Origin of the sequence: Nocardia sp. NPDC052566, assembly GCF_044547285.1 — a bacterium.
GTDB lineage: Bacteria > Actinomycetota > Actinomycetes > Mycobacteriales > Mycobacteriaceae > Nocardia.
Map to the genome: position 1 here is coordinate 1,302,260 of NZ_JBIUAF010000002.1, position 26,086 is coordinate 1,328,345.

25 protein-coding genes and 1 tRNA gene are annotated in these 26,086 nt (G+C 67.2%); 13 read left to right on the plus strand and 13 right to left on the minus strand.

Translation table 11 applies throughout. The annotated features are described in order from the left end of the window. Positions 1-21: 21 nt before the first annotated feature. The 3 genes from ACIG5A_RS12995 (at position 22) to ACIG5A_RS13005 (ending at position 4,267) form a co-directional block, all read left to right on the plus strand. On the plus strand, positions 22-1,188 hold the full coding sequence (locus ACIG5A_RS12995) for a hypothetical protein (RefSeq protein ID WP_397240358.1): 1,167 nt from the start codon (positions 22-24) through the stop codon (positions 1,186-1,188). A 299-nt stretch (positions 1,189-1,487) separates the two neighbouring features. Next, positions 1,488-2,930 carry an aldehyde dehydrogenase gene (locus ACIG5A_RS13000; RefSeq protein ID WP_397240359.1) on the plus strand — a complete coding sequence of 481 codons (1,443 nt, stop codon included), beginning with the start codon at positions 1,488-1,490 and terminating at the stop codon, positions 2,928-2,930. Between the two features lie 203 nt (positions 2,931-3,133). Next, a complete protein-coding gene (locus ACIG5A_RS13005) occupies positions 3,134-4,267 on the plus strand; it encodes a type II asparaginase (RefSeq protein WP_397240360.1) in 1,134 nt (377 codons plus the stop codon). Positions 4,268-4,896: 629 nt separating this feature from the next. Here ACIG5A_RS13005 and ACIG5A_RS13010 read toward each other — a convergent pair. The 6 genes from ACIG5A_RS13010 to ACIG5A_RS13035 form a co-directional block, all read right to left on the minus strand. Beyond that, entirely contained in the window at positions 4,897-5,112 is a 216-nt protein-coding gene (locus ACIG5A_RS13010) for a hypothetical protein (protein WP_397240361.1), read from the minus strand. Between the two features lie 51 nt (positions 5,113-5,163). Next, a complete protein-coding gene (locus ACIG5A_RS13015; protein WP_397240362.1) occupies positions 5,164-5,484 on the minus strand; it encodes a DUF6247 family protein in 321 nt (106 codons plus the stop codon). Between the two features lie 137 nt (positions 5,485-5,621). After that, positions 5,622-5,693 (minus strand) — tRNA-Val (locus ACIG5A_RS13020). Positions 5,694-5,725: 32 nt separating this feature from the next. Beyond that, on the minus strand, positions 5,726-6,190 hold the full coding sequence (locus tag ACIG5A_RS13025) for a peroxiredoxin (RefSeq protein ID WP_397240363.1): 465 nt from the start codon (positions 6,188-6,190) through the stop codon (positions 5,726-5,728). Between the two features lie 148 nt (positions 6,191-6,338). Beyond that, positions 6,339-6,761 (minus strand): DUF3052 domain-containing protein, encoded by a 423-nt coding sequence (locus tag ACIG5A_RS13030; protein ID WP_397240364.1) that lies wholly within the window; start codon positions 6,759-6,761, stop codon positions 6,339-6,341. Between the two features lie 126 nt (positions 6,762-6,887). Further along, positions 6,888-7,445, minus strand: coding sequence for a hypothetical protein (locus ACIG5A_RS13035; protein ID WP_397240365.1), 558 nt, complete (start codon positions 7,443-7,445; stop codon positions 6,888-6,890). Between the two features lie 304 nt (positions 7,446-7,749). Here ACIG5A_RS13035 and aceE point away from each other — a divergent pair, with 304 nt between their 5' ends. The 6 genes from aceE (at position 7,750) to ACIG5A_RS13065 (ending at position 16,221) form a co-directional block, all read left to right on the plus strand. Then, on the plus strand, positions 7,750-10,572 hold the full coding sequence (gene aceE / locus ACIG5A_RS13040) for a pyruvate dehydrogenase (acetyl-transferring), homodimeric type (protein ID WP_397240618.1): 2,823 nt from the start codon (positions 7,750-7,752) through the stop codon (positions 10,570-10,572). An 11-nt stretch (positions 10,573-10,583) separates the two neighbouring features. Beyond that, a complete protein-coding gene (locus tag ACIG5A_RS13045) occupies positions 10,584-11,918 on the plus strand; it encodes a PucR family transcriptional regulator (RefSeq protein WP_397240366.1) in 1,335 nt (444 codons plus the stop codon). Between the two features lie 129 nt (positions 11,919-12,047). After that, positions 12,048-12,962 (plus strand): ACP S-malonyltransferase, encoded by a 915-nt coding sequence (locus ACIG5A_RS13050; protein WP_397240367.1) that lies wholly within the window; start codon positions 12,048-12,050, stop codon positions 12,960-12,962. A gap of 118 nt (positions 12,963-13,080) precedes the next feature. After that, the gene (acpM, locus tag ACIG5A_RS13055; RefSeq protein WP_397240368.1) at positions 13,081-13,386 is read left to right on the plus strand and encodes a meromycolate extension acyl carrier protein AcpM; all 306 of its coding nucleotides are present in this window, start codon (positions 13,081-13,083) and stop codon (positions 13,384-13,386) included. A 10-nt stretch (positions 13,387-13,396) separates the two neighbouring features. After that, complete coding sequence (locus tag ACIG5A_RS13060; RefSeq protein ID WP_397240369.1) at positions 13,397-14,647, plus strand: KasA/KasB family beta-ketoacyl-ACP synthase; 1,251 nt, start codon at positions 13,397-13,399, stop codon at positions 14,645-14,647. A gap of 125 nt (positions 14,648-14,772) precedes the next feature. After that, positions 14,773-16,221 (plus strand): acyl-CoA carboxylase subunit beta, encoded by a 1,449-nt coding sequence (locus tag ACIG5A_RS13065; protein ID WP_397240370.1) that lies wholly within the window; start codon positions 14,773-14,775, stop codon positions 16,219-16,221. Between the two features lie 93 nt (positions 16,222-16,314). Here the strand turns inward: ACIG5A_RS13065 and ACIG5A_RS13070 are convergent, their stop codons facing one another. Then, positions 16,315-16,650, minus strand: a complete 336-nt coding sequence (locus tag ACIG5A_RS13070) for a hypothetical protein (protein ID WP_397240371.1) — start codon at positions 16,648-16,650, stop codon at positions 16,315-16,317. A gap of 94 nt (positions 16,651-16,744) precedes the next feature. On the opposite strand from ACIG5A_RS13070, the gene ACIG5A_RS13075 reads away from it, so the two are divergent. Next, the gene (locus tag ACIG5A_RS13075; RefSeq protein ID WP_397240372.1) at positions 16,745-17,023 is read left to right on the plus strand and encodes a hypothetical protein; all 279 of its coding nucleotides are present in this window, start codon (positions 16,745-16,747) and stop codon (positions 17,021-17,023) included. Here ACIG5A_RS13075 and ACIG5A_RS13080 read toward each other — a convergent pair. Together ACIG5A_RS13080 and ACIG5A_RS13085 are read right to left on the minus strand one after the other, a co-directional pair. Beyond that, a complete protein-coding gene (locus ACIG5A_RS13080) occupies positions 17,007-17,648 on the minus strand; it encodes a vancomycin high temperature exclusion protein (RefSeq protein WP_397240373.1) in 642 nt (213 codons plus the stop codon). The two genes, ACIG5A_RS13075 and ACIG5A_RS13080, sit on opposite strands and share 17 nt — an antisense overlap. A 262-nt stretch (positions 17,649-17,910) precedes the next feature. Next, positions 17,911-19,005 carry a hypothetical protein gene (locus tag ACIG5A_RS13085; protein ID WP_397240374.1) on the minus strand — a complete coding sequence of 365 codons (1,095 nt, stop codon included), beginning with the start codon at positions 19,003-19,005 and terminating at the stop codon, positions 17,911-17,913. Between the two features lie 166 nt (positions 19,006-19,171). On the opposite strand from ACIG5A_RS13085, the gene ACIG5A_RS13090 reads away from it, so the two are divergent. Further along, the gene (locus ACIG5A_RS13090; protein ID WP_397240375.1) at positions 19,172-21,193 is read left to right on the plus strand and encodes an Eco57I restriction-modification methylase domain-containing protein; all 2,022 of its coding nucleotides are present in this window, start codon (positions 19,172-19,174) and stop codon (positions 21,191-21,193) included. Between the two features lie 49 nt (positions 21,194-21,242). On the opposite strand, the gene ACIG5A_RS13095 is transcribed toward ACIG5A_RS13090, so the two are convergent. The 4 genes from ACIG5A_RS13095 to ACIG5A_RS13110 all read right to left on the minus strand — a co-directional run bounded on the left by ACIG5A_RS13095 (position 21,243) and on the right by ACIG5A_RS13110 (position 23,833). Further along, positions 21,243-21,866, minus strand: coding sequence for a TetR/AcrR family transcriptional regulator (locus ACIG5A_RS13095; protein WP_397240376.1), 624 nt, complete (start codon positions 21,864-21,866; stop codon positions 21,243-21,245). Positions 21,867-22,014: 148 nt separating this feature from the next. Continuing rightward, complete coding sequence (locus ACIG5A_RS13100; protein ID WP_397240377.1) at positions 22,015-22,269, minus strand: hypothetical protein; 255 nt, start codon at positions 22,267-22,269, stop codon at positions 22,015-22,017. 55 nt (positions 22,270-22,324) lie between these two features. Further along, positions 22,325-22,840 carry a gamma carbonic anhydrase family protein gene (locus ACIG5A_RS13105; RefSeq protein WP_397240378.1) on the minus strand — a complete coding sequence of 172 codons (516 nt, stop codon included), beginning with the start codon at positions 22,838-22,840 and terminating at the stop codon, positions 22,325-22,327. Positions 22,841-22,849: 9 nt separating this feature from the next. Beyond that, positions 22,850-23,833, minus strand: a complete 984-nt coding sequence (locus tag ACIG5A_RS13110; protein WP_397240379.1) for a GlxA family transcriptional regulator — start codon at positions 23,831-23,833, stop codon at positions 22,850-22,852. 71 nt (positions 23,834-23,904) lie between these two features. On the opposite strand from ACIG5A_RS13110, the gene ACIG5A_RS13115 reads away from it, so the two are divergent. Together ACIG5A_RS13115 and ald are read left to right on the plus strand one after the other, a co-directional pair. Continuing rightward, on the plus strand, positions 23,905-24,696 hold the full coding sequence (locus ACIG5A_RS13115; protein WP_397240380.1) for an MBL fold metallo-hydrolase: 792 nt from the start codon (positions 23,905-23,907) through the stop codon (positions 24,694-24,696). Positions 24,697-24,878: 182 nt separating this feature from the next. Beyond that, positions 24,879-25,997 (plus strand): alanine dehydrogenase, encoded by a 1,119-nt coding sequence (ald, locus tag ACIG5A_RS13120; RefSeq protein ID WP_397240381.1) that lies wholly within the window; start codon positions 24,879-24,881, stop codon positions 25,995-25,997. Positions 25,998-26,086 lie beyond the last annotated feature (89 nt).

Sequence of the window (26,086 nt, forward strand, 5' to 3'; positions counted from 1 at the left end):
AATGCGACCAGGGAGGTCAGCATGGCCGATCCGCTGGATGAGTTGCGCATTCTCAAAACGCAACTGCGCGAACTGCGTTGGACCACGCAGGTCGATTCCCTCATGACGCTCGCGCGAGAATCCGCGAAGGGGCCAGGCGTACGGGGCGGCATCAGCAAAGCCACCATCGGCAACATCATCAATCCGGATAACCCGACCATGCCGCGGTGGGAAACGTTCGAAATCTTCATCGACACTTGCCTGCGCCTCATCGATCAGGCTGGAGCCGAGCCACCCACCGACGGCGGTGATCGCCGGATCTGGCGGTTGCGCTATATCCAGTTGCGAGATGCTCTGGGCGACAACGACGAGCCGGACGAAGCTCCCGACGATGCGGCGGACGTCACCGCGGAGTTCGCGACATCGGCCGAGTCCGGTGTGGCCGAGCCGGATTCGGCCCGCAAAGTCCCGGTGCGGCCGCGGCGAAGGGGACGCTGGCTGCCAGGGCTGACGACCGTTGTGGTGCTGGCGGTCGTAGCGGTCGTCTTCGTGTGGCAGGTGATGGACGACGAGTCCGCACCCGGCGGCGCCCGAACGGAATCGGCGTCGTCGTTCTGCGCGGAGCTGGGTGGGAAGATGCTCTTGGAGGACAGCTTCGCCGACGGGGGTACCGGCTGGCCGCAACGGGACGGCCACACCGAATATGCCTTCGGCGCATACCGTTTGACGGCTGTGTCCGGCACCCAGGTCGTCCAGGCCGGCGCACCGCTACCGGCGTTGACGAATACGTGTATGGAAGCGGTGGTGCGCAAGGAATCAGGGTACGGGGGAGTGGGGCTGTGGTGCCGGGGCGAACCGGGGGACATGACTCGCCGCTACCTTTTCACGGTGAGTAGTACCGGGCACTGGGGTATCGCGATGGGCCTGCCCGCGGAGGCGAGGGTTGCCGTGCTCGCCTCACAGGACAGCTTGCCCGGACTGAACATGGATCAGGAGACCCGCATCGGTGCGTCATGCCGCACCGCCGTCGGCGGCGTCGATCTGGTGGTGAGCGTGAACGGCCATCAGATCCGGTACCGGGATCCGGAATCGCAGCTGACCGGCGGGACCGTGGGCGTGCTCGGATGGTCGTGGCTCATGGATCCGGGTGCCACCTCCAGCTTTCTGGTCGAGGAAGTCCGGATCTGGGAGCTACCTGCCACGGGCTGAGGGGAGGTGCATGCTGTCTCTCCGGCGTGGGGGCGACCAGATCAGCATCGCCACCGGACCGCAGACGAAAAGCGCTGCGATAGGGGGTCGTTCGGACTCTCGTAAGTTCTCGGCACGCATGGAAATACTGTCGCCGCCTCGGGCCTGGCGGCGAATCGGTCAGGTGACGCTGTGAGTGACGTAGTCGGCGGCGCTTTCGGCGACTACGTCATGGTGAGCGTCAGTCGACAGATGTGGCGGTGGGGGCGCGCGAACCACACTGACATGACTACCGAATTCGCCTGCCCAGGAGACAACAGATGATCACTTACGACCGGCTCTACATCGGCGGTTCATGGACCGAGCCCAGCGAACCGGCACTGCTGGAAATTCTCTCGCCGCACGATCGGTCGGTGATCGGCCGGGCGGCGCAGGCGCAGCCCGCCGATGTGGACCGCGCGGTGGCCGCGGCGTCCGCGGCTTTCGAAGGTCGTGGGTGGCGCGACATTCCGCCCGCCGAGCGGATTGCCCTGCTGCGGCGGTTCAACAAGCTGCGCGAGGAAGAAGGCGATCGGATCGCCGATCTCACCACTGCCGAAAACGGTTCCGCCGCATGGTTCACCAAGGCGAGTCAGTCCGGTCTGACCCGGCAGGCGAATGCGTACTTCGCGGCCGCAGAGCATTTCGACTGGGAGCGCACGCTCACTCCGTCGGATCCAGATGAGCAGGTGCGCAGCGTGGTCCGGCGTGAACCGGTTGGTGTTGTGGCGGCGGTGATCCCGTGGAACGCTCCCTTTTCCTCAGCCACTTCGAAGATCCTGCCCGCCCTGCTCACCGGAAATTCGGTGGTGCTGAAGGTATCTCCGGAAAACTCGCTGAGCATGGGTCTGCTCGCCGAGTTGATGGATCGGATCGGCTTGCCAGAGGGCGTGCTCAGTGTGCTGCCCGCGGACCGGGAAACGAGTGAGCACCTGATTTCGCATCCGCAGGTCGACAAGATCGCCTTCACCGGCTCGACCGCGGCCGGTCGCCGGATCGCGTCCATCGGTGGCGCCCAGCTCAAGCGCGTGAGTCTGGAACTGGGCGGCAAGTCGGCGGCGGTGATCCTGCCCGATGCCGATCTGACCGCGGCGATGAACGGCTTGAAGTTCGGTTCGCTGCTGAACAACGGAGAGTCCTGCATCGCCCACACGCGGATCCTCGCCCCGCGCTCCCGCTACGAGGAGGTGGTCGCGGCGCTGGCGGCGATGGTCGACTCCCTGCCGGTCGGTGATCCGAGCGACCCGCACACCTTCATCGGGCCGATGGTGCGCGGCGATCAGCAACAGCGGGTCCGCGACTACATCGAGATCGGTATCGCCGAGGGCGCACGCCTGGTCTGCGGCGGCCCGCAGCTCCCGCCCGGGCTGCAGGGCGGTTTCTATGTCACCCCAACAGTTTTCGCCGACGTGACGCCGACCATGCGCATCGCCCGCGAGGAGATCTTCGGCCCCGTCCTCGCAGTCCTCGCCTACGACGACATCGACGATGCGATCCGCATCGCCAACGACTCCGACTACGGCCTGTCCGGCGGCGTGTGGTCGGCCGACGAGGCCGCGGCGCTGGCCGTCGCCCGCCGAATCCGCACCGGCACAGTCACAATCAACGGCGCCCCGGTCGGATTCGACGGCCCGTTCGGCGGATTCAAGGCCAGCGGCATCGGCCGCGAATTCGGCGCGGTCGGCCTCGGCCAATACACCGAATACCAGACCATCACGATCTGACCGGGTCGAAATAGCCGAGGCCGCTTGCCTTTTCGGTGCAAGGCCGCGGCAATCACGGGTAGTTGATCTGACAGATCAACCGCGGCGGCGGCGTATCCGAGAGAGACTTCAGGGAAAGCAGGCCAGCGTCGAGCGTATCGGCGTGACCCTCGGCGCTATCGGCCGAGTGGGGGACTGCGCCGAGTTGCTGAAAGGACTCTTCCATGGGACGCCGCACCACGATTCCCCTTCTCGGACTGGCCCTATGTGCCAGTCTGATTGTCGGCTGCGACTCCGATTCCGGCCCCGGTGCATCCGCGACCTCCAAGACGGTTGCCGCGTCGACGAGCGTGGCGCCGCCGCCCGCTCCGGGTGCGTTGCCGCGGATCACGATTCTCGCCACCGGCGGCACGATTGCCGGAAAAGCCACGGCCGGATCGGGTGTCGGGTACACCGCAGGGCAGGCCAGCGTGCAGGACTTGATCGCCGCTGTGCCCGGTCTCGAGAAGATCGCGACGTTGCAGGCGGAGTCGATCGCCAATATCGGCAGCCAGGATATGAGCGAGGAGATCTGGCTTACCCTGGCGCGCAGGATAAATCAGCTGTTCGCGGACAACGCGACCGATGGGGTCGTGATCACCCACGGCACCGACACGATCGAGGAAACCGCGTTCTTCCTCGACAACGTGGTCGCCACCGACAAGCCGGTGGTGCTCGTCGGCGCCATGCGCCCGGCCAACGCACTGAGCGCGGACGGCCCGGCCAATCTACGTGCCGCCGTCACCGTCGCCGCGGCACCCGCCGCGCGCGGCAGGGGAGCGCTCGTCGTACTGAACGAGACCATCCACGGCGCCCGCGACGTCACCAAAACCCACACCTCGAGCATCCAAACATTCGTCTCACCCAACACCGGCCCCGAAGGCTACGTCGCCGGAGACTCCGTCCGCTTCGTCAAAAACCCGCTGTCACACCAACGTCCGCGCTTCCCCCTGCCGGAGGGCTCGTCACTGCCGCGAGTCGACATCGTCTATTCCCACGCAGGCATGCGCCCCGACCAGGTACGTGACGCCGTCGACCACGGCGCAAAGGGCATCGTCCTGGCCGGCGTAGGCGACGGCAACACCGCCAAAGCCGTACTCGACGCACTCGCCAAAGCAAACGACGACCGCGTCGTCGTCCGCTCGACCCGAGTGGGCGCCGGCGAGGTGGTCCGAAACGCCGAGGTCAACGACGACGAACTAGGCTTCGTCGCCTCCGCCGACCTGAACCCCGCAAAGTCCCGAATCCTGTTGCAGCTGCTGCTGACCGTCAACATCACCGACCCGCTCCGCGTCCAACAGGAGTTCACTGCCCGGTAGAGGTGGCCCCACAATCGCCGCGTCCTGGCGCTACCAAAGACATTCGGTCCCGCTTCGTCTATGGGCGCACAGGGGATTGAATCCCGACCTCTGGTGTGTACAGCCGATCAGAACCGTGTTCCCTTGTGCGCGAGCGTCTTTCCAGCCCAGGTCAACGGCGGGATTCCGTCCGGCCAGTCCAGCCGGAAGCGGCCTGTCGTGCTGAAAACGCTGAACAAGGCGATGAACGGCGGTACTCGGCCGAGCCAAACTCGGCTACGTCAACGCCCGCGTCCTCGTCGTAGGCCGGCAGGTGAACACAATCAAGATCGACGACGAGTGAGCCCTTGTCGTTCGCGCCTGGGAGCTCTACGCGACCGGCAACTACAACATCGAAGAGATGGAGGCCGAAGTCGCCGACCTAGGCCTCACATGCCAACCCGCAGGCCGTGTTCCGGCCCAAGGATGACTCGAGGGGATAGGGGAGTCTGTGATGGCGTCGAGTGTCGGCGGAGATCTCCATCTTGCGGCCACCGTCTCCAGGGCGCGGACCTTTGCGCATACGCTGCTCGATGGCAGGGTGTTCGTGATGACTCACGTAGACAATCGATTTCCGGGACTCTCGATGCGCCGACAACTCTGCCGGCCATTCAACCCAGCCACTGCACCATCAGCAGATGGACCTCACGCTGTGCTTCGAGCACAAGATAGACGACCTGCCCGGCATTCCTCGGACCGAATGCCCACCGGCGCACGGCGCCGTCGGGATTGGCCTCATTCTGCGGGGAACCCGCCCACGGTGAGACTTCGAGGACGCTCAGTATCTGGGCGTAGTCCGGCAGCGCGTCGACCGGAAGAGCCTGCACCTGCTCGACTGTTTCCGGATCAGGAATGATTCGGTACAAGCGGCAAAAGCCTCAGCTGGCTTGCATGCGTCGCTGGATCAGTGCGCGCATGTCCTCGATTGAGACACCGCTGGACCGACCACCTGCCGATTCGATCTGCGCCGCCTTGTCCAACAGGCGCTGATACGAGCCCGGAGCTCGCAACTCCATCGCCGCGGTGTGCTGCCACTTGTTCAGTAGCTCGTGGATCTCCCTCAGCGAATGCGACTGCTTCGCGCGATCCAGTACCTGAACCCATTCCGTATCGAACGTGTCGCGCAACACGGCAGGTAAGGCGGTCCGCAGGGCTTCAGGATCCGCCGCGGGAATCGGTGGCGGGTCGGGGATCGGCACGGGAGTAGCCATATCTCACGATAACCTGCGGCACCGACAACGACGGCGACCGTCCTTCATGCTGCTGAACACCAACATGATTCGCTTCCAAGATCCAGGCTCGGATCGAACCTGGGCATGACCGAGTGCTTCCTGAGTGGGCGCAGAGGGGATCGAACCCCCGACCGCTGGTGTGTAAAACCAGTGCTCTACCGCTGAGCTATACGCCCGTGTGCCGTCGGTGGGTGCCGACGGCAACGGTCTATGAATCTAGCGCGGCGAGCGCTTTCTCCCAAGCCGCCTGGTCACGGGCCTCGCCGGGGCCGTTCATTTCCGAAAAACGGATGATTCCGGTGCGGTCGACGACGAAGGTGCCTCGGTTCGGGTAGCCGGCTTTCTCGTTGAAGACGCCGTACGCCTGGGCGACCGCGCCGTGTGGCCAGAAGTCCGAGAGCAACGGGAACAGGTAGCCCTGTTCGGCCGCCCAGATCTTGTGGGTGGGCGGCGGGCCGACCGAGATGGCGAGGATCTCGGCGTCGTCGTTATGGAACTTGGGCAGCTCGTCACGCACCTTGCAGAGCTCACCCTGGCAGATACCGGTGAACGCGAGCGGGTAGAACACCAGCAGCACGTTCTTCTTGCCGCGGAAGTCCGACAGTGTCACGTCTTGGTTGTTCTGATCCCTCAGCGTGAAATCTGGCGCGACAGTGCCAACGTCGAGCGGCATCGCGAATCCTTCCGTGTCTGTTGGCGGCGCGCGCGGAGCCCAGCGTGGCCACGCAAGCTACCGCCTCCGGGCCCGTCGCTCCCACCGCGGGTGCCGGGCTGGCACCGGGCGGTGGATCCACCGCCCGGCGACACCATAGCGAAAGTGGTCAGCGCTGCTTCGAGGGCGCCTTCGGCTGCACCAGACGGCTACCTGACCACGAACCGAGGCTGATGGCCGAGGTTTGTGTCAGGCCCGCGGTGGGGGCGGCTTCAGCGATCTCGCTCGGATCGACATGGCCAGGACTTCCGGTCTTGGGAGTGAGGACCCAAATGAAGCCGTCGTCCGCCAACGGGCTGATGACGTCCATCAGCTCGTCGGCGAGATCACCGTCGCCTTCACGCCACCACAGCAGCACAGCGTCGACGACCTCATCGGAGTCCTCGTCGACCATCTCGCCACCACTGGTGTCCTCGACGGCGGCCCGCAGGTCGTCGTCGGTGTCCTCGTCCCAACCCAGTTCCTGGACAACCATGCCGTGTGTAATGCCAAGCTTCTCAGCGTAATTCTGCGCGTCCGCCGCGGCGACCACGGTGGTGTCCTCCTCAACTCCCGACAGTAGGTAGTTGCAAGCGAACATGGTTATCCGTCTCAGCGCAAGCTGATCGGGCGAATTCCCCACCGAATGTCGTGAGCCGGGGGTGTGTTATCGCGCGCGTCAGCGTTTCGGGCAGGCGTCGCGAACCGCGTTGCGGGCGTCGTTGACCCGCCTGCTCGCCACGTTGAGCGGATCGACGGGCGCGGTGTACACCATCCGGCGGGTCTCGGCGGCCAGACCTCTGGCGGCGGTGACGTAGTCGGTGAATTTGGCGGCGAGTTCGTCGGGCAACACGCCGGTCGCCGCGCTCACGCCGGTCTCGACCTTGGTCGCGGCGTCCTCCAGGGTTGACGCGGCGAGGTCGCGCTTGGCGACGTAGTCGGGGGCGTTCTTGTCGTGCGCGTCGACGAATTCGTTGTACTTCGACACGCCGACGCCGGTGGTGGTCGGGAACTGCCCGCAGTTGTCGGAGATGGCCTTGGCCTGTGCCGCGGCCCGTTTGGACGAGGTGGCCGCCGCCGATGACGACGCGGCATCGGACTTGTACGCGGCTAGATCCGATTGATTCGGGTTCGCGGTGCCTTGAATCTGACTGCCGCACCCGGCGACGACCAGTCCGACGGTGATCGCGGCGAGCGCGCACACCAACCCGAACCCACGTGGGTCCAGCACCTTCATCTTCCTCCCCGCTCCTGTTTCGGTCCGGCGGTCTCGACTCACGTTCCCTGCGGAACCGTACTGGATTTGCGACTGACATGATGACCTGGGACACATCATCCGCAAGGATGGAGGGTGCCCACAGAACCTTTCGTAACGGACGGTCCGCCACCACGCGTGCCCTTCCGCGGGAAACAGACGCCATCAGCATGTCCAACCCCTTGTACGAGGAGCAGATTTGACCGACGTGATCCACTCTTCCGCTCCAGCGAAACCCGCTGTGCCGAACACCGCCCCCGCCGGCGGCGACCCGAACGGGGCGCCGATGCACCAGTCGGCTGCGCGGGTGCGGGTGATCCGCGAAGGAGTGGCGTCCTACCTACCGGACATTGATCCCGAGGAAACCAGCGAATGGCTCGAGTCATTCGATGAGATGCTCGACCGGGAAGGTCCCGGCCGTGCGCGCTACCTGATGCTGCGCCTCCTGGAGCGCGCGGGGGAGCGCAGGGTCGCCATTCCCTCTTTGACCTCGACCGACTACGTCAACACGATCCCCACCGAGAACGAGCCGTGGTTCCCCGGCGACGAGGAGGTGGAGCGCCGCTTCCGCGCCTGGATCCGCTGGAACGCCGCGATCATGGTGCACCGCGCGCAGCGGCCCGGTATCGGTGTCGGCGGCCATATTTCGACCTACGCGTCCTCCGCGGCGCTGTACGAGGTGGGGTTCAACCACTTCTTCCGCGGTAAGAACCATTCCGGCGGTGGCGATTCCGTCTTCATCCAGGGCCACGCGTCGCCGGGCATCTACGCCCGTGCCTTCCTCGAGGGCAGGCTGAGCACCGACCGGATGGACGGGTTCCGTCAGGAGTACAGCCACGGCGGCCCCGGCCACGGCCTGCCGTCGTATCCGCATCCGCGGTTGATGTCGGACTTCTGGGAGTTCCCGACGGTCTCGATGGGCCTCGGCCCGATGAACGCCATCTATCAGGCGCGGTTCAACCACTACCTGCACGACCGCGGCATCAAGGACACCTCCGATCAGCACGTGTGGGCTTTCCTCGGTGACGGCGAGATGGACGAGCCGGAGTCGCGCGGCCTCGCGCACGTCGCGGCGCTGGAGGGTCTGGACAACCTGACCTTCGTCGTCAACTGCAACCTGCAGCGCCTCGACGGCCCGGTCCGCGGCAACGGCAAGATCATCCAGGAGCTGGAGTCGTTCTTCCGCGGCGCGGGCTGGAACGTCATCAAGGTGGTGTGGGGCCGCGAGTGGGACGCGCTGCTCGGCGCGGATCGCGATGGGGCGCTGGTTAATCTGATGAACACCACCCCCGACGGCGACTTCCAGACCTACAAGGCCAACGACGGCGCCTACGTCCGCGATCACTTCTTCGGCCGCGACCCGCGGACCAAGGCACTGGTCCAGGACATGTCCGACGCGAGCATCTGGAACCTCAAGCGCGGCGGGCACGACTACCGCAAGGTGTACGCGGCCTATGCCGCGGCGATGGCGCACAAGGGCCAGCCGACGGTGATCCTGGCCAAGACCATCAAGGGCTACACCCTCGGCAAGCACTTCGAGGGCCGCAACGCCACGCACCAGATGAAGAAGCTGACGCTGCAGGATCTCAAGGACTTCCGTGACCTGCAGCGGATTCCGATCACCGACGCCGAGCTGGAGAAGGATCCGTACCTGCCGCCGTACTACCACCCCGGCATGGAGGCACGCGAGATCCAGTACATGCTGGACCGGCGCAAGGCGCTCGGCGGTTACCTGCCGGAGCGGCGCACCTCGGCAAAGCCGCTGCAACTTCCCGGCGACGAGGCGTACCGCTCGGTGCGCAAGGGTTCGGGCAAGCAGAACGTCGCCACCACCATGGCGCTCGTGCGGCTGATGAAGGAGCTGTTGCGGGACAAGGAGATCGGTAAGCGGATCGTCCCGATCATTCCCGACGAGGCACGCACCTTCGGTATGGACTCGTGGTTCCCTTCGTTGAAGATCTACAACCGCAACGGGCAGTTGTACACCTCCGTCGACGCGGAATTGATGCTTGCCTACAAAGAGAGCAGCGTCGGGCAGATTCTGCACGAGGGCATCAACGAGGCCGGATCGACCGCGTCGTTCACCGCGGCGGGCACCTCGTACGCGACGCACGGCGAGCCGATGATCCCGCTGTACATCTTCTACTCGATGTTCGGTTTCCAGCGCACCGGCGACGGCCTGTGGGCCGCGGCCGATCAGCTGGCACGCGGTTTCGTGCTCGGAGCGACCGCCGGGCGAACCACCCTGACCGGTGAGGGCTTGCAGCACAACGACGGTCACTCGCTGCTGCTCGCCTCGACCAATCCGGCCGTCGTCACCTACGATCCGGCGTTCTCCTTCGAGATCGCGCACATCGTGCGGGACGGGTTGCGGCGCATGTACGGTGGCGGCGCGCCGCAGGCCGTGCCCGGCGCGGTTCCCGGCACCGTCGCGCATCGGCCGCAGCAGGACGCCTTCGGCGGCGAGGACATCTTCTACTACATCACCCTCTACAACGAGCCGTACCAGCAGCCCGCGGAGCCGGACGACCTGGATATCGCGGGTCTGCTCAAGGGCATCTACCTGTACAAGCGCGGTGGGGCGGGTGCGGTGCGCGCCCAGATCCTGGTCTCCGGCGTCACGGTGCCCGACGGCGTGCGTGCGCAGGCGCTGCTCGCCGAGAAGTGGGGTGTGCAGGCCGATGTCTGGTCGGTGACCTCGTGGGGCGAGCTCCGCAAGGAGGCGCTCGGCAAAGAGATCGCGGCGCTGCGCGATCCGGGTACCGACGCGGGCGTGCCCTACGTCACCGAGGTGCTGTCGAAGGTCGACGGCCCGATCATCGCCGCGACCGACTGGATGCGCGCGGTGCCGGATCAGGTGCGCAAGTGGGTGCCAGGCGATTTCACCACGCTCGGTACGGACGGTTTCGGTTTCTCCGATACCCGTCCCGCCGCGCGCCGGGTGTTCAACGTCGATGCCCAGTCGATCGCGGTCGCGGTGCTGGCCGGTCTGGCCCGCGCGGGCACGATCGATCAGGCCAAGGTCCTCGAGGCGGCGGCCGAGTACCGCATCGATGACGTCGACGCCGCGCCGAAGTCGGCGTCCAGCGCCGACGACGAACTGGCATAGCGGAACATTGGATGGTGGATCGTAAACCGCCGCGGCCGCGACGGATCTCCGAAGGCTCCTCCGAGCACGAGGTGTATCTGCCGACCGGCGCGCTCTCCCCGAACCGGCAGAATCGTGACCCGCTCCCGGACACACTGCTCAAACGCGTGAAGCAGTTCTCCGGGCGCCTCTCCACCGAGGCGGTCGGGTCGATGCAGGATCGGTTGCCGTTCTTCGCCGATCTGGACGCCGCGCAGCGCGCGGGCGTGCAGATGCTGGTGCAGACCGCGGTGGTGAACTTCCTGGAATGGCTGCAGGATCCGGAGAGCGATATCCGGTTCAGCCTGGACGCCTTCCAGGTGATCCCCCAGGATCTGGCGCGGCGGCTGACGCTGCGCCAGACCGTCGACATGGTCCGGGTGGCCATGGAGTTCTTCGAGCAGTGGCTGCCCGCGCTCGCGCGCAACGACCGGCAGCTGGTCGCACTCACCGAGGCGGTGCTGCGCTACGGGCGTGAGCTCGGGTTCGCCGCCGCCTCGGTGTACGCCAGCGCCGCCGAATCGCGCGGCGCGTGGGACACCAGGCTCGAGGCGCTCGTGGTCGATGCCGTCGTGCGCGGCGATTCCGGTCCGGACATGCTGTCCAGGGCGGCGACGCTGAACTGGGACGCCACCGCCCCGGCGACGGTGCTCGTCGGCACCCCGCCGCGGGAGGAGGGCGTCTCGGCGGTGGGCGCGGTCCACGCGATCGCCGCGCGGCACGGTCGCGCGGCGCTCGCGGTGGTGCAGGGCACCAGGCTGGTGATGGTGGTCAGCGGCCACCTCGGCGACATGACCTATATATCCCCGTTCCTCGCGGATCTGCTCGCCGAGGTGTTCTCCGATGGACCGGTGGTGATCGGCCCGACGACGAGGACGCTCGGCGCGGCGCACGCCAGCGCGGTGGAGGCGCTGGCCGGTATGGAGGCCGTGGTCGGCTGGCGCGGTGCGCCGCGCCCGGTGCACGCGACGGAATTGTTGCCCGAACGCGCCTTGTTGGGTGATCGTGCTGCGGTCGACGCGTTGAACGAGTACCTTGTCCTACCGTTGGCCGCGGCGGGTTCGTCGCTGGCGGACACTCTCGATGCCTATCTGGACTGTGGTGGCGCCGTCGAGACGTGTGCCCGTCAGCTGTACGTCCATCCAAATACTGTTCGGTATCGCTTGAAGCGAATCGCCGAAATCACGGGCCGCGACCCGATGAATCCACGGGACGCGTATGTGCTCCGGATCGCCGCGACCATAGGTCGTCTGACACGAACCCGTAACGAATCGTCAACATCTACCCCAGAGGCCACACATATCCCTGTTGGCCCCGAGGGGCTGTAACAGAACTCGCGAACCGGTCGATCGGGACAATCCCAGGTGGGGTTTTGTGGGGTTCACACAAAACCGATCCGGAAGCTTCATTCGCGTCGACATCTCCTGCGGCGTACCTCACAGTGTTTTCTTAGAGACGTGATCGCGTTGTTCGCCCCAGGACAGGGCTCCCAGACTCCCGGCATGCTGACGCCGTGGCTTGATGTACCCGGCGCCGGTGATCGACTCACCCTCTGGTCGAAGGCCGCCGGCCTCGACCTGCTCCGTCTCGGTACCACCGCGACGGCCGAGGAGATCACCGATACCGCCGTGACCCAGCCATTGGTCGTCGCCGCGGCATTGCTCGCGTTCGCCGAGGTGGACCAGGATTCACTTGCACCGGCTACCATCGTCGCCGGGCATTCGGTCGGCGAGCTCGCCGCCGCCGCGGTCGCCGGAGTCATCTCCGCCGACGATGCGGTGGCGTTGGCCGCCCTCCGCGGTGCGGAGATGGCCAAGGCGTGCGCGCTGGAGCCGACCGGAATGTCCGCGGTGCTCGGTGGCGATGAGGCCGCCGTGCTCGCGCGGCTCGAAGAGCTCGAACTCGTCCCCGCCAACCGCAACGCCGCGGGTCAGATCGTGGCCGCGGGACGATTGGCCGCCCTGGCGGAACTCGCCGCGAACCCGCCCGAGAAGGCGCGGGTGCGCGCGCTGCCCGTCGCGGGGGCTTTCCACACCGCGTTCATGGCTCCGGCCCAGGACGCTGTGACGGACGCCATAGCGAAGATCGTGCCGAATGAGCCGACCCGTGTGTTGTTGTCTAACTTCGACGGCAAGCCGGTGAGCTCGGGCAAGGATGCGATCGACAAGCTCGCCGCGCAGGTCACCAGGCCGGTCCGGTGGGATCTGTGCACCGAAACTGTCCGCGCCGCAGGTGTTTCTGCGGTGGCGGAACTGCCGCCGGCGGGCACGCTGGTCGGTATCGCCAAACGGGAGCTGAAGGGCACGCCAACATTGGCCCTGAAAACCCCCGAAGACCTCCCCGCGTTGGCCGGACTCACGACTTCCGGCTAGCTTTCCACCCGCGGCCATGCAAGTGACGCATGGGCGTGACCGAACGAACGTAACCATCGCTCGTTCAGACCCGAAAAAACAGTAAAGCCCTACACCGTAACAAGAAGGGAGCCACCAAGTGGCCGCTCTGACCCAGGAACAAATCGTCGAGGAACTCGGCAAGATCATCGAAGAGGTTACGGGTATCGAGCCCTCCGAGGTGACCATCGAGAAGTCCTTCGTCGATGACCTGGACATCGACTCGCTGTCCATGGTGGAGATCGCGGTGCAGACCGAGGACAAGTACGGCGTCAAGATCCCGGATGAGGATCTGGCCAGCCTGAAGACGGTCGGCGACGCGGTCGCGTACATCCAGAAGCTCGAGGCGGAGAACTCCGAAGCCGCCGAGGCTATGAAGGCCAAGTTCCAGAACGAAGCCGAGTAGGGCCGACACTGTGACCACTCCTTCCACCTTGAACGGGAACTTCCCCAACGTCGTCGTCACTAGCCTGGCGGCGACCACGTCGATCGCGGGTGATGTCGATGCGACGTGGAAGGGACTCCTCAACGGCGAGAGCGGAATCGACGTTCTCGAGGATTCCTTCATCGAGGAATACGACCTTCCGGTCCGCATCGGCGGCCACCTGAAGGTTCGGCCGGACACCCTGTTGAGCCGTGTCGAATGTCGGCGCATGGCGTATGTCGAGCAGCTCGCGACCGTTCTCGGTCGTGAGGTGTGGCAGAACGCCGGTAGCCCCGACGTCGACCCGGAGCGGCTCGGTGTGGCCATCGGCACGGGTCTCGGCGGCGGCGACGCCCTCATCGACTCGGTCGACAAGCTGAAGAACGGTGGCTATCGCAAGATTTCCCCACTGGCTGTTCAGATGGTCATGCCGAACGGTCCTTCGGCCGTCGTCGGTCTCGAATTGAAGGCCAGGGCAGGAGTGGTCACTCCGGTTTCGGCATGCTCGTCCGGCTCCGAGGCCATCGCCAATGCTTGGCGAATGATCGTCATGGGTGACGCCGACATGGTCGTCACCGGTGGCGTCGAGGGTTTCATCGACGCGGTGCCGATCGCGGCATTCACCATGATGCGCGCGATGAGCACCCGCAACGACGATCCGAAGGGCGCCTCGCGTCCCTTCGACAAGGATCGGGACGGTTTCGTCTTCGGCGAGGCCGGCGCTCTGATGGTCATCGAGACCGAGGAGCACGCGAAAGCCCGTGGTGCCACCATCCACGCCCGACTGCTGGGCGCGGGTATCACCTCCGACGGCTTCCACCTGGTCGCACCGGACCCGACGGGTAACGGTGCCGCGCGGGCGATGCAGCGCGCGATGCAGACCGCGGGTCTGTCCCCGAAGGACATCACCCACATCAACGCGCATGCCACCGCGACGCCGATCGGCGACACCGCCGAGGCGAACGCGATCAACAAGGCCGTCGGCAACCATGCCTCGGTGTACGCACCGAAATCGGCCCTCGGCCACTCGATCGGCGCCGTCGGCGCGCTCGAGTCGGTCCTCACCGTGCTCAGCATCAGGGACGGCATCGTCCCGCCGACGCTGAACCTGGAGAACCTGGATCCGGAGATCGATCTGGACGTGGTTCACGGCGAGGCTCGCCGTCAGGAGATCGAGTACGCGATCAACAACTCATTCGGTTTCGGTGGGCACAATGTCGCGCTCGCCTTCGGTCGGGCCTAGCGCTCAGATCGCGCACGACTGCACAACGATCCCGGTGGGGTCGGCTACACGCTTGCCGACCCCACCGGATTTCGACTTTCGCAGCCGCGGTTGCGGCGCACTCATTGAGGTGAGGAGAGAACGCGATGACAATCATTGCTCCCGCGTTTCAGGCAGAGACAGTGACCGACCCGCGTGACCCGCTGGGCCGTCTACAGCGCTTCTTCGACCCCGGCACCGTTCTGCCGCTGCACCCGCGTGACAAGTCCGGCGTGCTCGCCGCCATCGGCGAGGTCGACGGCGTCCGCACCGTGGCCTACTGCTCCGATGCCACCGTTATGGGCGGCGCGATGGGCGTCGAGGGCTGCAAGCACATCGTCGACGCGATCGACACCGCCATCGACTCCGCTATCCCGGTCGTCGGCATCTGGCACTCCGGCGGTGCCCGGCTCGCCGAGGGTGTCGAGGCACTGCACGCGGTCGGCCTGGTCTTCGAGGCCATGGTCCGCGCGTCCGGCCTCGTGCCGCAGATCTCGGTGGTGCTCGGCTTCGCCGCCGGTGGCGCCGCCTACGGCCCCGCGCTGACCGACATCGTGATCATGGCCCCCGAGGGCAGGGTCTTCGTGACCGGCCCCGACGTGGTGCGCAGCGTGACCGGCGAGCAGGTCGACATGGCCACCCTCGGTGGCCCGGACACCCACGGCAAGAAGTCCGGCGTGTGCCACATCGTCGCCAACGACGAGGCCGATGCGCTGCACCGCGGCCGCCGCCTCGTGTCGATGTTCGCCGAACAGGGCGAATTCGATCTCGACGCGGTCCAGCACGGCGACGTCGACCTGAAGGCGATGCTGCCGGAATCGGCCAAGCGCGCCTACGACGTGAAGCCGATCGTGCACGAACTGCTCGACAATGTTGAATCTCCCGACGGCGACACCGAATCATCTTTCGAGGAGCTGCAGGGCGGCTACGCGCGCAGCATGGTGACCGGTCTCGGCAGGCTCGGCGGCCGTACGGTCGGCGTGCTCGCCAACAACCCGATTCGCCTCGGCGGCTGCCTGAACTCCGAAAGTGCCGAGAAGGCAGCGCGTTTCGTGCGGCTGTGCGATGCGTTCGGCATCCCGCTGATCGTCGTCACCGATGTGCCCGGCTACCTGCCCGGCGTCGGCCAGGAGTGGGAGGGCGTCGTGCGCCGTGGCGCGAAGCTGCTGCACGCGTTCGCCGAGGCCCGTGTCCCGCGCGTCACCCTGGTGACCCGCAAGATCTACGGCGGCGCCTACATCGCGATGAACGCCCGCTCGCTCGGCGCCACCGCGGTCTACGCGTGGCCGGGTTCCGAGGTCGCCGTGATGGGCGCCAAGGCGGCCGTCGGCATCCTGCACAAGAAGGCACTCGCCGCCGCGCCCGAGGAAGAGCGCGAAGCGCTGCACGAGCGGCTGACCGCCGAGCACGAGAAGATCGCGGGCGGTGTGGAACGCGCCATCGCGATCGGCGTCGTCGACGAGGTCATCGACCCGGCGAAGACGCGAAGCACCATCGCCGCCGCGCTGGCCTCCGCGCCCGCGCGCAAGAGCCACCACAAGAACATTCCGCTGTAAGGCTTTTGCGGCTGAGATGGACCGATGAGTGTGGGCCCCGGAGATTCTCCGGGGCCCACACTCGTATGCCCTTGTCCGCGTTGGTCTTTGCCGCTACGAGCTGAGGCGGACCTTCTCGGCGGGGTTCTGCGTGTTGACGCATTCCTGGTAGGGATTGGGATTGCCCTGGCGTTCCTGGCAATTCCAGGTGGTGCCCTCGACGGAGACGGGAATGACGACGCCGGGGCCCCAGTCCTCCGCGTGATCGCCGTAGGCGTTCGTGACCTCGGTGGCTGTGCTGCACGCGGCGGCGCCCTCGGTGGTGATGGCGATGATGGCGAGGCCGTTGAATCCCGGGCCGCAGTAAACCTGTTGGGGCCCAGGGGGAGTCGTCGTCGGCGGTGGTGTCGGTGGGACGGGTGGCTTGGAGGTCGGCGGTACCGGAGGCACCGGTGGGACGGGCGGCGTCGGTGGGCGCGTCGGTGGCGGGGCGGGTGCCTGTGTGGTCGGTGCTGGCGGTACGACCGACGAGGAGCTCACCGCCGTGGAGGTGGCCGTCGCGGAGGTCGTTTTCGTGGAATTGTCGGTGGAGTTCTTACCGCAGGATGTCACGCCGAAGGTTAGCGCGGCGGCGGCCATGATGACTGCGAGAGTGCCGGTGCATCGCATGAATCTGCCTCCTGTTTGCGCAAGCGACGTCGATCAATGCCCAATTCGGCCCCCGAATTCGTTCCGTCACCCTACCGCGCTGGACACCGTCGACCTGGGATTGCCGGTTATGGGGAATGCGGCCGCCGCCCGGGTGATCATCCTGGGGCGTTGATGGCGTCGCGGACGGTGGTTTCCTGGTTGCCGAGGAACTTGGGGTCGGGGTGGGTCACCATGTTGAGCACGGCCTTGGTGGCGGCCAATTGGTCGCGGAGCCAGCATTTGTTGTAGATGAAGTTGTGCGGCTGGGTGTCGTCGCCGACGCCGGTGGCGTCGATACCCGCGTCGCGGCACAGGGCGACGGTGCGGGGGAGGCTGAAATCCTGGGTGACGACGACGGCCTGGCGGACGCCGAAAATGCGGTAGGCGCGGACACAGGATTGGTAGGTGTCGAATCCGGCGTAGTCGACGGCGAGCTTGCCGGCCGGGACGCCCTTGCGCACCAGATAGCGGAGCATGGCCGTCGGTTCGTCGTAGGACCAGCGGCCGTTGTCGCCGGTCAGCAGCAGGGCTTTCACCTTGCCGGTCTCCAGCAGCTTGCGGCCGATATCGAGCCGCATCGCCAGGTAGGGGGAGGGTTCACCGTTGTCGTAGACCTCCGCGCCGGGGATGAGACCGACCTCGGCGGCCGGGACGGAATCGGCGGAGTACTGGTAGTCGCTCGCCTGGTAGCGCACCCAGCCGATGCAGCCGAATACCACGACCGCGGCGCCCGCGCTCACCCAAATGCCGAGGCGCACTACGGTTTTCCATCGAAGCCAGGATCGGATCCGCCCCCGGCTCCGTGCCCCAAGGTCACGAAATCCCATATCGGGCAGTATGCCCGAGCATCGGACCCGCAGGTGTGTCCGAACTATGACGCTGTCCGCCAGCCGGACCGCGCGGCGTGCTCGGTGCCGATAGTGGTCCTCGCCGAGCGCAGTCGAATGGCCCTGCGACACGCCGTAATTGGGGGCCATTCGACTGCGCTCGATGACCTCAGAAGCTTTTCTGGGCGTAGCACTAGCCGGAACGGGTCGTGCGTTCGAGGGCCGCGGCCTGGTCGAAGACGGCGAAGACCTGGAAGGTGTTGTGGTCGATGCGGGTGCTCACGGTGCCGCCGCTGCGTTCGATGTGGTCGCAGAGCGCGGTGACCCTGCCGTCGTGCGAGCAGCCTTGATCGCCGCGCACGAGCACGGTGAGGACGTTGGCGTTGCCGCCGACCCGGACCCAGATCTCGGCGTCGGCGGTGTGCTCGGCGAGCAGCGCCAGGCAGTCGCGGATCATGCGGTAGACGGCGTGCCCGACGCGGCTCGGGACGGCGGGCATGACGGCGGGCAGGCTGGTCCGAAGGCGTTGTCCGGCAGCGGATGCGCCGTCGAGTAGTTCGCGCACGCCGTCCAGTGCCGGTGCGGCAGGCGGCGGGGTGTGCGGGTCGTCCGGGAGTGTATCGAGCAGGTCGCGCATTTCCGCGAGTGCCGCGGTGCCCGAGTCGGCGATGGCCGCGGCGCGGCGGGCGGGGGCGCCGACGGTGTCGGCCTCGAGTGTCTCGGCCTGATCGGTGATCTGTGAAAGCCGGTACTCCACAACCTCTTGCAACTCGCGGGCAATTCGGGACCACTGGCGGACGGTGGCCGCGGCGGCGAGCTCGTCGCGTTCGACGGCGGCGGCGTGCCTGCGCTGGAGTTCGGCCAATTCGCGGCGCTGATGCAGCCACAGCCCGAGCAGTGCGGGTGCGGCGGTGGCGATGCCGGACAGGATCGAGGCGCTGAGGAAATCGCCCGCGGTCCACGGACCGCCCCACGGGATCGCCGAGCACACCATCGCCGCGGCGATCGCCGACCAGGTGCTGCGGCGATTGCCGTTGCGCGCGGCGACGGTGAAGACCGCGAGCATGAGCGGGACGGTCATCCAGCTCAGCGCAACGGCGGCCACGGCGACCGCGAGCACCGCGAATGGGTAGCGCTTGCGGAACAGCAGGGCGATACCCGCGAGCACCGCGACGTAGGGTGCGCTGCCGGGGAGCAGCCCGGTCCACGGCGAGTCGCGCTGCAGATAGCCGAGCAGTGCGGCCGCCACGGCAAGCAGTACGTCGGCGACGAGGGTCCAGCGAATCACGCGCTAACAATATGCGGTGCGGGCGGGGCGGGCAGCTCGGGTCGATTCGGTGCCGGGCCGGGCCGCGTCGCCGCGATCGACATGGCCGGAGCGGGCACGGTCCCTTTTCGGACCGGTTGGGCCGCGTCGTCCCGATTGCACGACCCGAGCGGGCACAATCCCTGGCATGGGTTCCGAGGTACCGGTCGCCCGCGAACGTAAGCGCCACGGCAGGCACTACACGCCACCCGCCCTGGCGCGCTTCCTGGCGCGACGGTTGCTCGCGCACGCGCCGGACTCCGGCGTACTGCGGGTGCTCGACCCGGCGTGTGGCGACGGGGAGCTCTTGCTCGCGCTGCACTGTGAGGCCGCTGCGCGCAGGCCGGAGTTGCGGCTGGAACTCACCGGATATGACCTGGATGCCGCGGCGATGTCGTCGGCCCGCGCGCGGGCGGACGCGGCGGCGGTCGAGATCGACTGGCACACCGGTGATTTCCTCACCGCCTCGGCAGACCTGGCGGACGCGTCCTACGACGCCGTCATCACCAACCCGCCCTACGTGCGCACCCAGCAGCTCGGCGGCGCAACCGCACAACTGCTCAGCAAGCAGTTCGGCCTGCGCGGCCGCATCGACCTCACCCACCCCTTCGTCGCGATCGTGCCACGCCTGCTCAGCACCGACGGCGTACTCGGATTGCTCTGCGCCAACCGTTTTCTCACCACCAGGGCGGGCGCGAACATCCGCGCCCTCCTGTCCGCCGAACTGTCCCCGGTGGAGCTGTACGACCTGGGCGACACCAAACTCTTCACGGCCGCCGTCCTGCCCGCCGTCACCATTGCCACGCGCTGCACACAAGACGCGCCCTGCCGCTACGCCTCCGCCTACGAGATAGACCGCGATGACCCCCACAGCGCAACAGACCTTTTCGACGCCCTGATCGGCGGCCACGGCACACACGTCACCCACAACGGCCGCACCTTCGCAATCGAGATCGGCACCCTGGTAACAGGCGCCACCAAGCCCAGCGGCCACCGCGCCGACCCGCAGCCCACATACGCGACGCGCACCGACGCCGAGCGTAGTCAGATGGTGGTCGACACGCCGTCGGCGGGCCACGATCTGACTACGCTCGGCGAACGTCGGTTCGCGACATCAGATGTCGATTGTGCGCCGTTGGTGGGTGACCATTCGACTGCGCCGGGCGAACTTCGCTCCGCGGCAATGGACGTCGACCGTGCGGCTGTGTCCGCTACGTCTGCGGCAATGTATTTCGACTCGGCAGGAGGGAGTCGAGTGGGGGCGGTGGGCGATGGGGGAGCGGCGAGGGCAGGTGAACAGCGGTATGTGGGGGCCGCGGCAGGGTGTAGTGAGGCGTGGCGGATGTCGCGGCCGGGGGTTGATGCTTGGCTGGCGGATATCGGTGCGGCGACGTGGCGGGTGTTCGGGGATGTGGGGCGGATTCGGGTGGGGATCAAGACCACTGCCGACAAGGTGTTCATTTCGGATCGGTGGGCGGAGGTCGAGCCTTGTCCCGAGGCGGAGTTGTTGCTGGAGCTGATTACGCATCACGACCTCGGGCCGTGGCGGGTCAGGCGGGCGTGTGACAGGCGGGTGTTGTACCCGTACGATACGGCGCGGCCCGCGCGTACGCCGGTTGATCTGGTGGAATTCCCTTGTGCCGCAGACTATTTGCGGGTGCACAAGGATGTGCTCGCGGCGCGGGGGTATGTGACGGCCGGCGGGCGGGAGTGGTTCGAGATCTGGGTGCCGCAGCGGCCGCATCTGTGGCGGGTGCCGAAGGTGGTTTTCCCGGATATCAGCGAGCGGCCGCGGTTCGCGCTCGATCGGTCCGGCGCGGTGGTCAACGGTGACTGCTATTGGATCTCGCTGGCCGATCTGCGCGCCGCGGGTGACGGTGAGCGGCTGGCGTATCTGCTGATGGGCGTGGCGAATTCGGCGCTCGGCCTGGCGTTCTACGACGCGGTGTGCGGCAACCGGCTGTATTCGGGCAGGCGGCGCTGGATCACCCAGTACGTGTCCCGGTTGCCGCTGCCCGATCCGCATACCCGCGCGGCGGCCGGAATCATCGATCTGGTGCGGGATTTCGTGGACGGTGGCCGCCCGCACGACGCGGACGGCCGTCACCTGCTCGACGAGCGGGTGGCCGCGGCCTTCGGTGTCGTGCTGGAGCCGTCGGCGCCGCGCTAGGCGTACTCCGCCGATGCTGCGGCCCGCAGTCTCGGGGCAGACTCCGTGCTTATATCGCGGCGCGCACGCCGACCATCGGCAGCAGGGTGCGGCGGGCGAAATCGCGTCCGGCGGTGGCGTCTTCGATGGGGATGAGCCCGTCGGGGGTGAGCGCGAGGGAGAGCGCGAGCCTGGCCATGATCTCGGCGACCAGGTCGGCGTCGAAATCGTCGGCGCCGTCGGAATCCCGTAGCTCGCGCAGCTTTTCGGCGAGGTAGCCGCGACCGACCGCGAGGATCGGGCCCGCGTCGGTGGTGAGCCTGGGCAGGATGAGGTCGGGTTCGGTGCGCAGCAGACGGCGCAGCAGTTCGTTGCCCGCGATGGTGGTGATGAACGCGACGAAGATCTCCACCAGCTGATCCTCGCTGCCGCGCACGGTCTGCACGCGCTTATCGATCTCGGCGACGAACCGCTGTGCCTCGCGCACGCTGACCGCCTCGACCAGTTCGTTCTTGGATTCGAACCGGCGGTACAGCGTGGCGGGGCTGATACCGGCGCGGCGGGCGATCTCACCCATGCTCGTCCGCTTGATACCGAAGTCCAGGAACGCCGAAAGCGCGCTCTCCAAGAGCTTTTCACCGTCGCTGACGGGTTTGTCCAGGATGCGCTGCAGTATGGGCGGAACGGTCGGCATCGGGTCTCCAGTCATTCGGCGCGTACGCCGCCGGTGGTAGCTCGGCGCCCGCGACGCTGCGGGTGATTGCCGATCATTATTTCACCGACGCGCATCGCGCCGACCGCGATACGGGCCAACCGGTCCGCCCGCGTGGCTCGACCCGCCCCTACTGACGCGGTAGATCCAGTGCGGCCATTTCCTGCTCGATCGCGTTGGCCGCGAAATCCACTCCGCTGGAACGTAATTCGTGAACCCGGCGCTGTAGCGCCTCTATCCCGCCGGGCTGGGCCGCGATATCGGCCACACTGATCCGTCCCATCGGCCGGTGCATACTCGACTGCGCGTACGCCACCGCGGTACCTCCTGCCTGCACGCCGCGTATCCGCCGACCGTTCAGCCAGAGCCCCCGGTCACTGGGCACGCTGGCCGAATGTTATCAGCGATTCCTAGTGGTCGCTTGATCAGTGTGCGCTGTCTCACACCGTCCTGGCGTCGCGATGGTTCGCCATGTTGTGCAGGTATACCGCACCGTTGAGCCGGATGCCGTCTTGTTCGGCCTCGCTCAGTTCGCGTCGCACCTTGCCGGGTACACCGGCGACCAGCGAGCCGGGCGGAATCCGGGCGCCCTCGGGGATGAGCGCGTTGGCCGCGATCAGGCTGCCCGCGCCGATCACCGCGCCGTTCAGCACGGTCGCGCCCATGCCGACGAGCACGTCGTCGCCGACCGTGCAGCCGTGCAGAATCGCGTTGTGCCCGACCGAAACTCCGGTGCCGACGGTCAGCGGGAAGCCGGGATCGGCGTGCAGCACACAGCCGTCCTGGATGTTGGTGCGCGCCCCGATGCTGATCGCCTCCATGTCACCGCGGATCACCGCGCTGTACCACACGCTCACCTCGGCGGCGAGCGTCACGCGCCCGATCACCGTGGCGTTCGGCGCAATCCAGGCGCTTTGCTCAATCTCGGGCGCAAACCCGCCGACCTCAATCCGCATAGCTAGAACCTAGCGGGTGGTAGGCAGAAGTTCACGATGCGGCGTCGGCGCCTTGAACATGGCGCGATGGGCGGCCGGGCTGGTGCCGAGGATGCGGTGGAAGTGGTGGCGCAGGCTGACCGCGGTGCCGAATCCGGTGTCGGCGGCGATCCGATCCATGGTGTCGTCGGTGGATTCGAGTAGCAGCCTCGCCCGGTCGGTGCGCTGCTGCAGCAACCACTGCTGCGGGCTGCTTCCGGTGCGCTCGCGGAAGTGGCGGGTGAAGGTGCGCCGGGACATCAGCGCGACCATGGCCCAGCCGTCCAGATCGATCGGATCGCCGAGATGCGTTCGCGCCCAGACCATCGCGCGTTCGATCGGGTCGTCGTCGGCTGCCTGGGGCACCGCGACGGGAATGTACTGGGCCTGTGAGCCGCTGCGGTGCGGCGCGGTGACCAGCGCCCTGGCCAGTTCGGTCGCCGCGGCGCTGCCGTGGTGGCCGCGCACGATGTGCAGGCAGCAGTCGAGCGCGGCGGCCACGCCTGCCGAGGTGATGACATCGCCGAGATCGGACCACAGCGTATCGGCGCGCACGTCGACCGCTGGAAAGGTGCGCGCCAGGTCGACGGCGCCCGCCCAATGGGTGGTGATCTCGCGCCCGTCGGCCAGCCCGCTGGCCGCGATCGCCCACGCGCCCAAACAGAGTCCGACGATCGTCGCGCCGCGGGCGTGTGCGGTGCGCAGCGCGGTGCGCACCGCGTCGGGCAACGGCATGTGCTGTTCCCAGCTCGGGATCACCACCAGATCGGCACGTTCGAACGCGTCGAGCCCGTGATGGACGACCAGATCGAAACCGGCTGGGGTGGTGAGGATGCCGGGATGTTCGGCACAGACCACGACGCGATAGGGCGAGGTGCCGCCGCCCTCGATGCCCATGCGGCCGAAGACCAGCGTCGGCACGGACAGGTGGAACGGGCTCATGCCGGAGTAGGCGAGCACGGCAACGGTACGCATGGCCCGATTTTAGCGATAGGCGGCCTGCGGGCCACTGTTCGGGGTGATCTTCGGCGGCGAATATTGGTCGCATGAGCGAGCACAGCGAGCGAATCAACAACACAGTCGAAAGCACCTTGACCGAGGTACTGCACGTCGGCGGACCCACCCTGCGGTTCCGGTACGGCGGCCAGACCTTCCTGACCGATCCCACCTTCGACGCCCCCGGCGACTACCCGGGCCGCGCCACCCTGCACAAGCTGACCGGTCCCGCGGTGCCCGTCGACCAGATCGGTGCGGTGGACGTGGTGCTGCTCTCGCACGACGAGCACGCCGACAATCTCGACAACTCCGGCCGCGAATTCCTCGCCGAGGCGGGCACCGTACTGTCCACACCCGGCGCCGCCGAGCGGATCGAAGGCGTTCGGGGACTGGAGAATTGGGAGACGGCGCGGATCGGCGCGGTCACCGTGACCGGCGTGCCCGCGCTGCACGGGCCGGAGGGCTGCGAGCCGATCACCGGCGTCGTCACCGGGTTCGTGCTGCAGGCCGACGGGCTGCCGACGGTGTACGTCTCGGGCGACAACGCCTCGGTCGGCGTGGTCGGCCGGATCGTCGAGCGGTTCGGCCGCATCGATATCGCCGTCCTGTTCGTCGGCGCCGCGAATATCGGCCTGTTCGGCGACGCCGACGTCACGCTGAACGCGCGCAGCGCGGTGGAAGCGGCCGAACTGCTCGGCGACGACGCGGTGATCGTGCCGGTGCACGGCGACGGCTGGCACCACTTCAGCGAGACACTCGAGCGCCTGGAGCGCAGCTTCGGCTACGCGGGCCGCGCCGCTCAGCTTCGCATCCCGAAGCTGGGTGTCGCCACCGAGGTCTGACCCGCGCGTGGACGCCGGGATACGGCCGTCGCCACGCGGGAGTGCGTCGCGGCGGCCGGCTCCGGTTCGCCAGGTGATCAAGATGCGCAGAAAGTCGGTGGGGGACGGCGCCCGTTTGATCACGGTGCGATATCAGCGCGTCGTTCCTGGCAGGGTCTGTTTTGGTGGGTCACGATGGGCCTATGAGGACCATCGGAGTACCGCAGGAGGTCAAGGAGCAGGAGTTCCGGGTCGCGTTGACGCCGGCGGGCGCGGCGGAGCTGGTGGCGCACGGGCACGAGGTGCTGATCCAGACGGGCGCGGGCGTCGGATCCGGTTTCCCGGATGACGCCTACGCCGCGGCCGGTGCCAGGCTGGTGCCGTCCGCCGAACAGGTGTGGTGGGACGCCGAACTGCTGCTCAAGGTGAAAGAGCCGATCGCACAGGAGTATTCGCGGATGCGCCGCGGGCAGGTGCTGTTCACCTACCTGCATCTGGCCGCCTCGCGCGAATGCACCGACGCGATCCTGCGCTCGGGTATCACCGCGATCGCCTACGAGACGGTGCGCGCGGCGGACGGGTCGCTGCCGTTGCTCGCGCCGATGAGTGAGGTCGCGGGCAAGCTCGGTACTCAGGTGGGCGCCTACCACCTGATGGCGCCGCTCGGCGGCGCGGGCATGCTGCTCGGCGGGGTGCCCGGTGTGCGGCCCGCGGATGTGGTCGTGCTCGGCGGTGGTGTGGCGGGGACCAATGCCGCGACCGTTGCCGCGGGTATGGGCGCGCGCGTTACCGTTTTGGATACCAACCTGATTCGACTGCGCGAACTCGACGCCCGCTTCCACGGCCGGATCAGCACGCTCGCGTCCAACGCCACCGAGATCGAACGCGCCCTGCTGGCAGCGGATCTGGTGATCGGTTCGGTGCTCGTCCCCGGCGCGCGGGCGCCGAAGCTGGTTTCCGAGGAACTGGTGGCCAGGATGCGGCCGGGCTCGGTGCTGGTCGACATCGCGATCGACCAGGGCGGCTGCTTCGCCGGATCGCACCCGACCACGCACGCGAATCCGACCTTCCCCGTGGCGGATTCGCTGTACTACTGCGTGGCCAACATGCCGGGCGCGGTGCCGCACACCTCGACGGTGGCGCTCACCAACGCGACCCTGCCGTACGTGAAGGCGATCGCCGAGCTCGGCTGGAAGGCGGCCTGCGCCGCGCATCCCGACCTGGGCCAGGGGCTGACCGCCGACAATGGGGTGCTGCGTTCGGTGGAAGTGGCCGCGGCACACGGGTATACGGCGCCACAGCCGGTCGGTCTCGTCGGCTGACGGCCCGTCGTCCCGGCGGATCCGACTCGGTCATCGCGGCACACGCCGGGGTTTTGCCGAATCGTCGTACGTGCGTAGAGGTCCCGGAT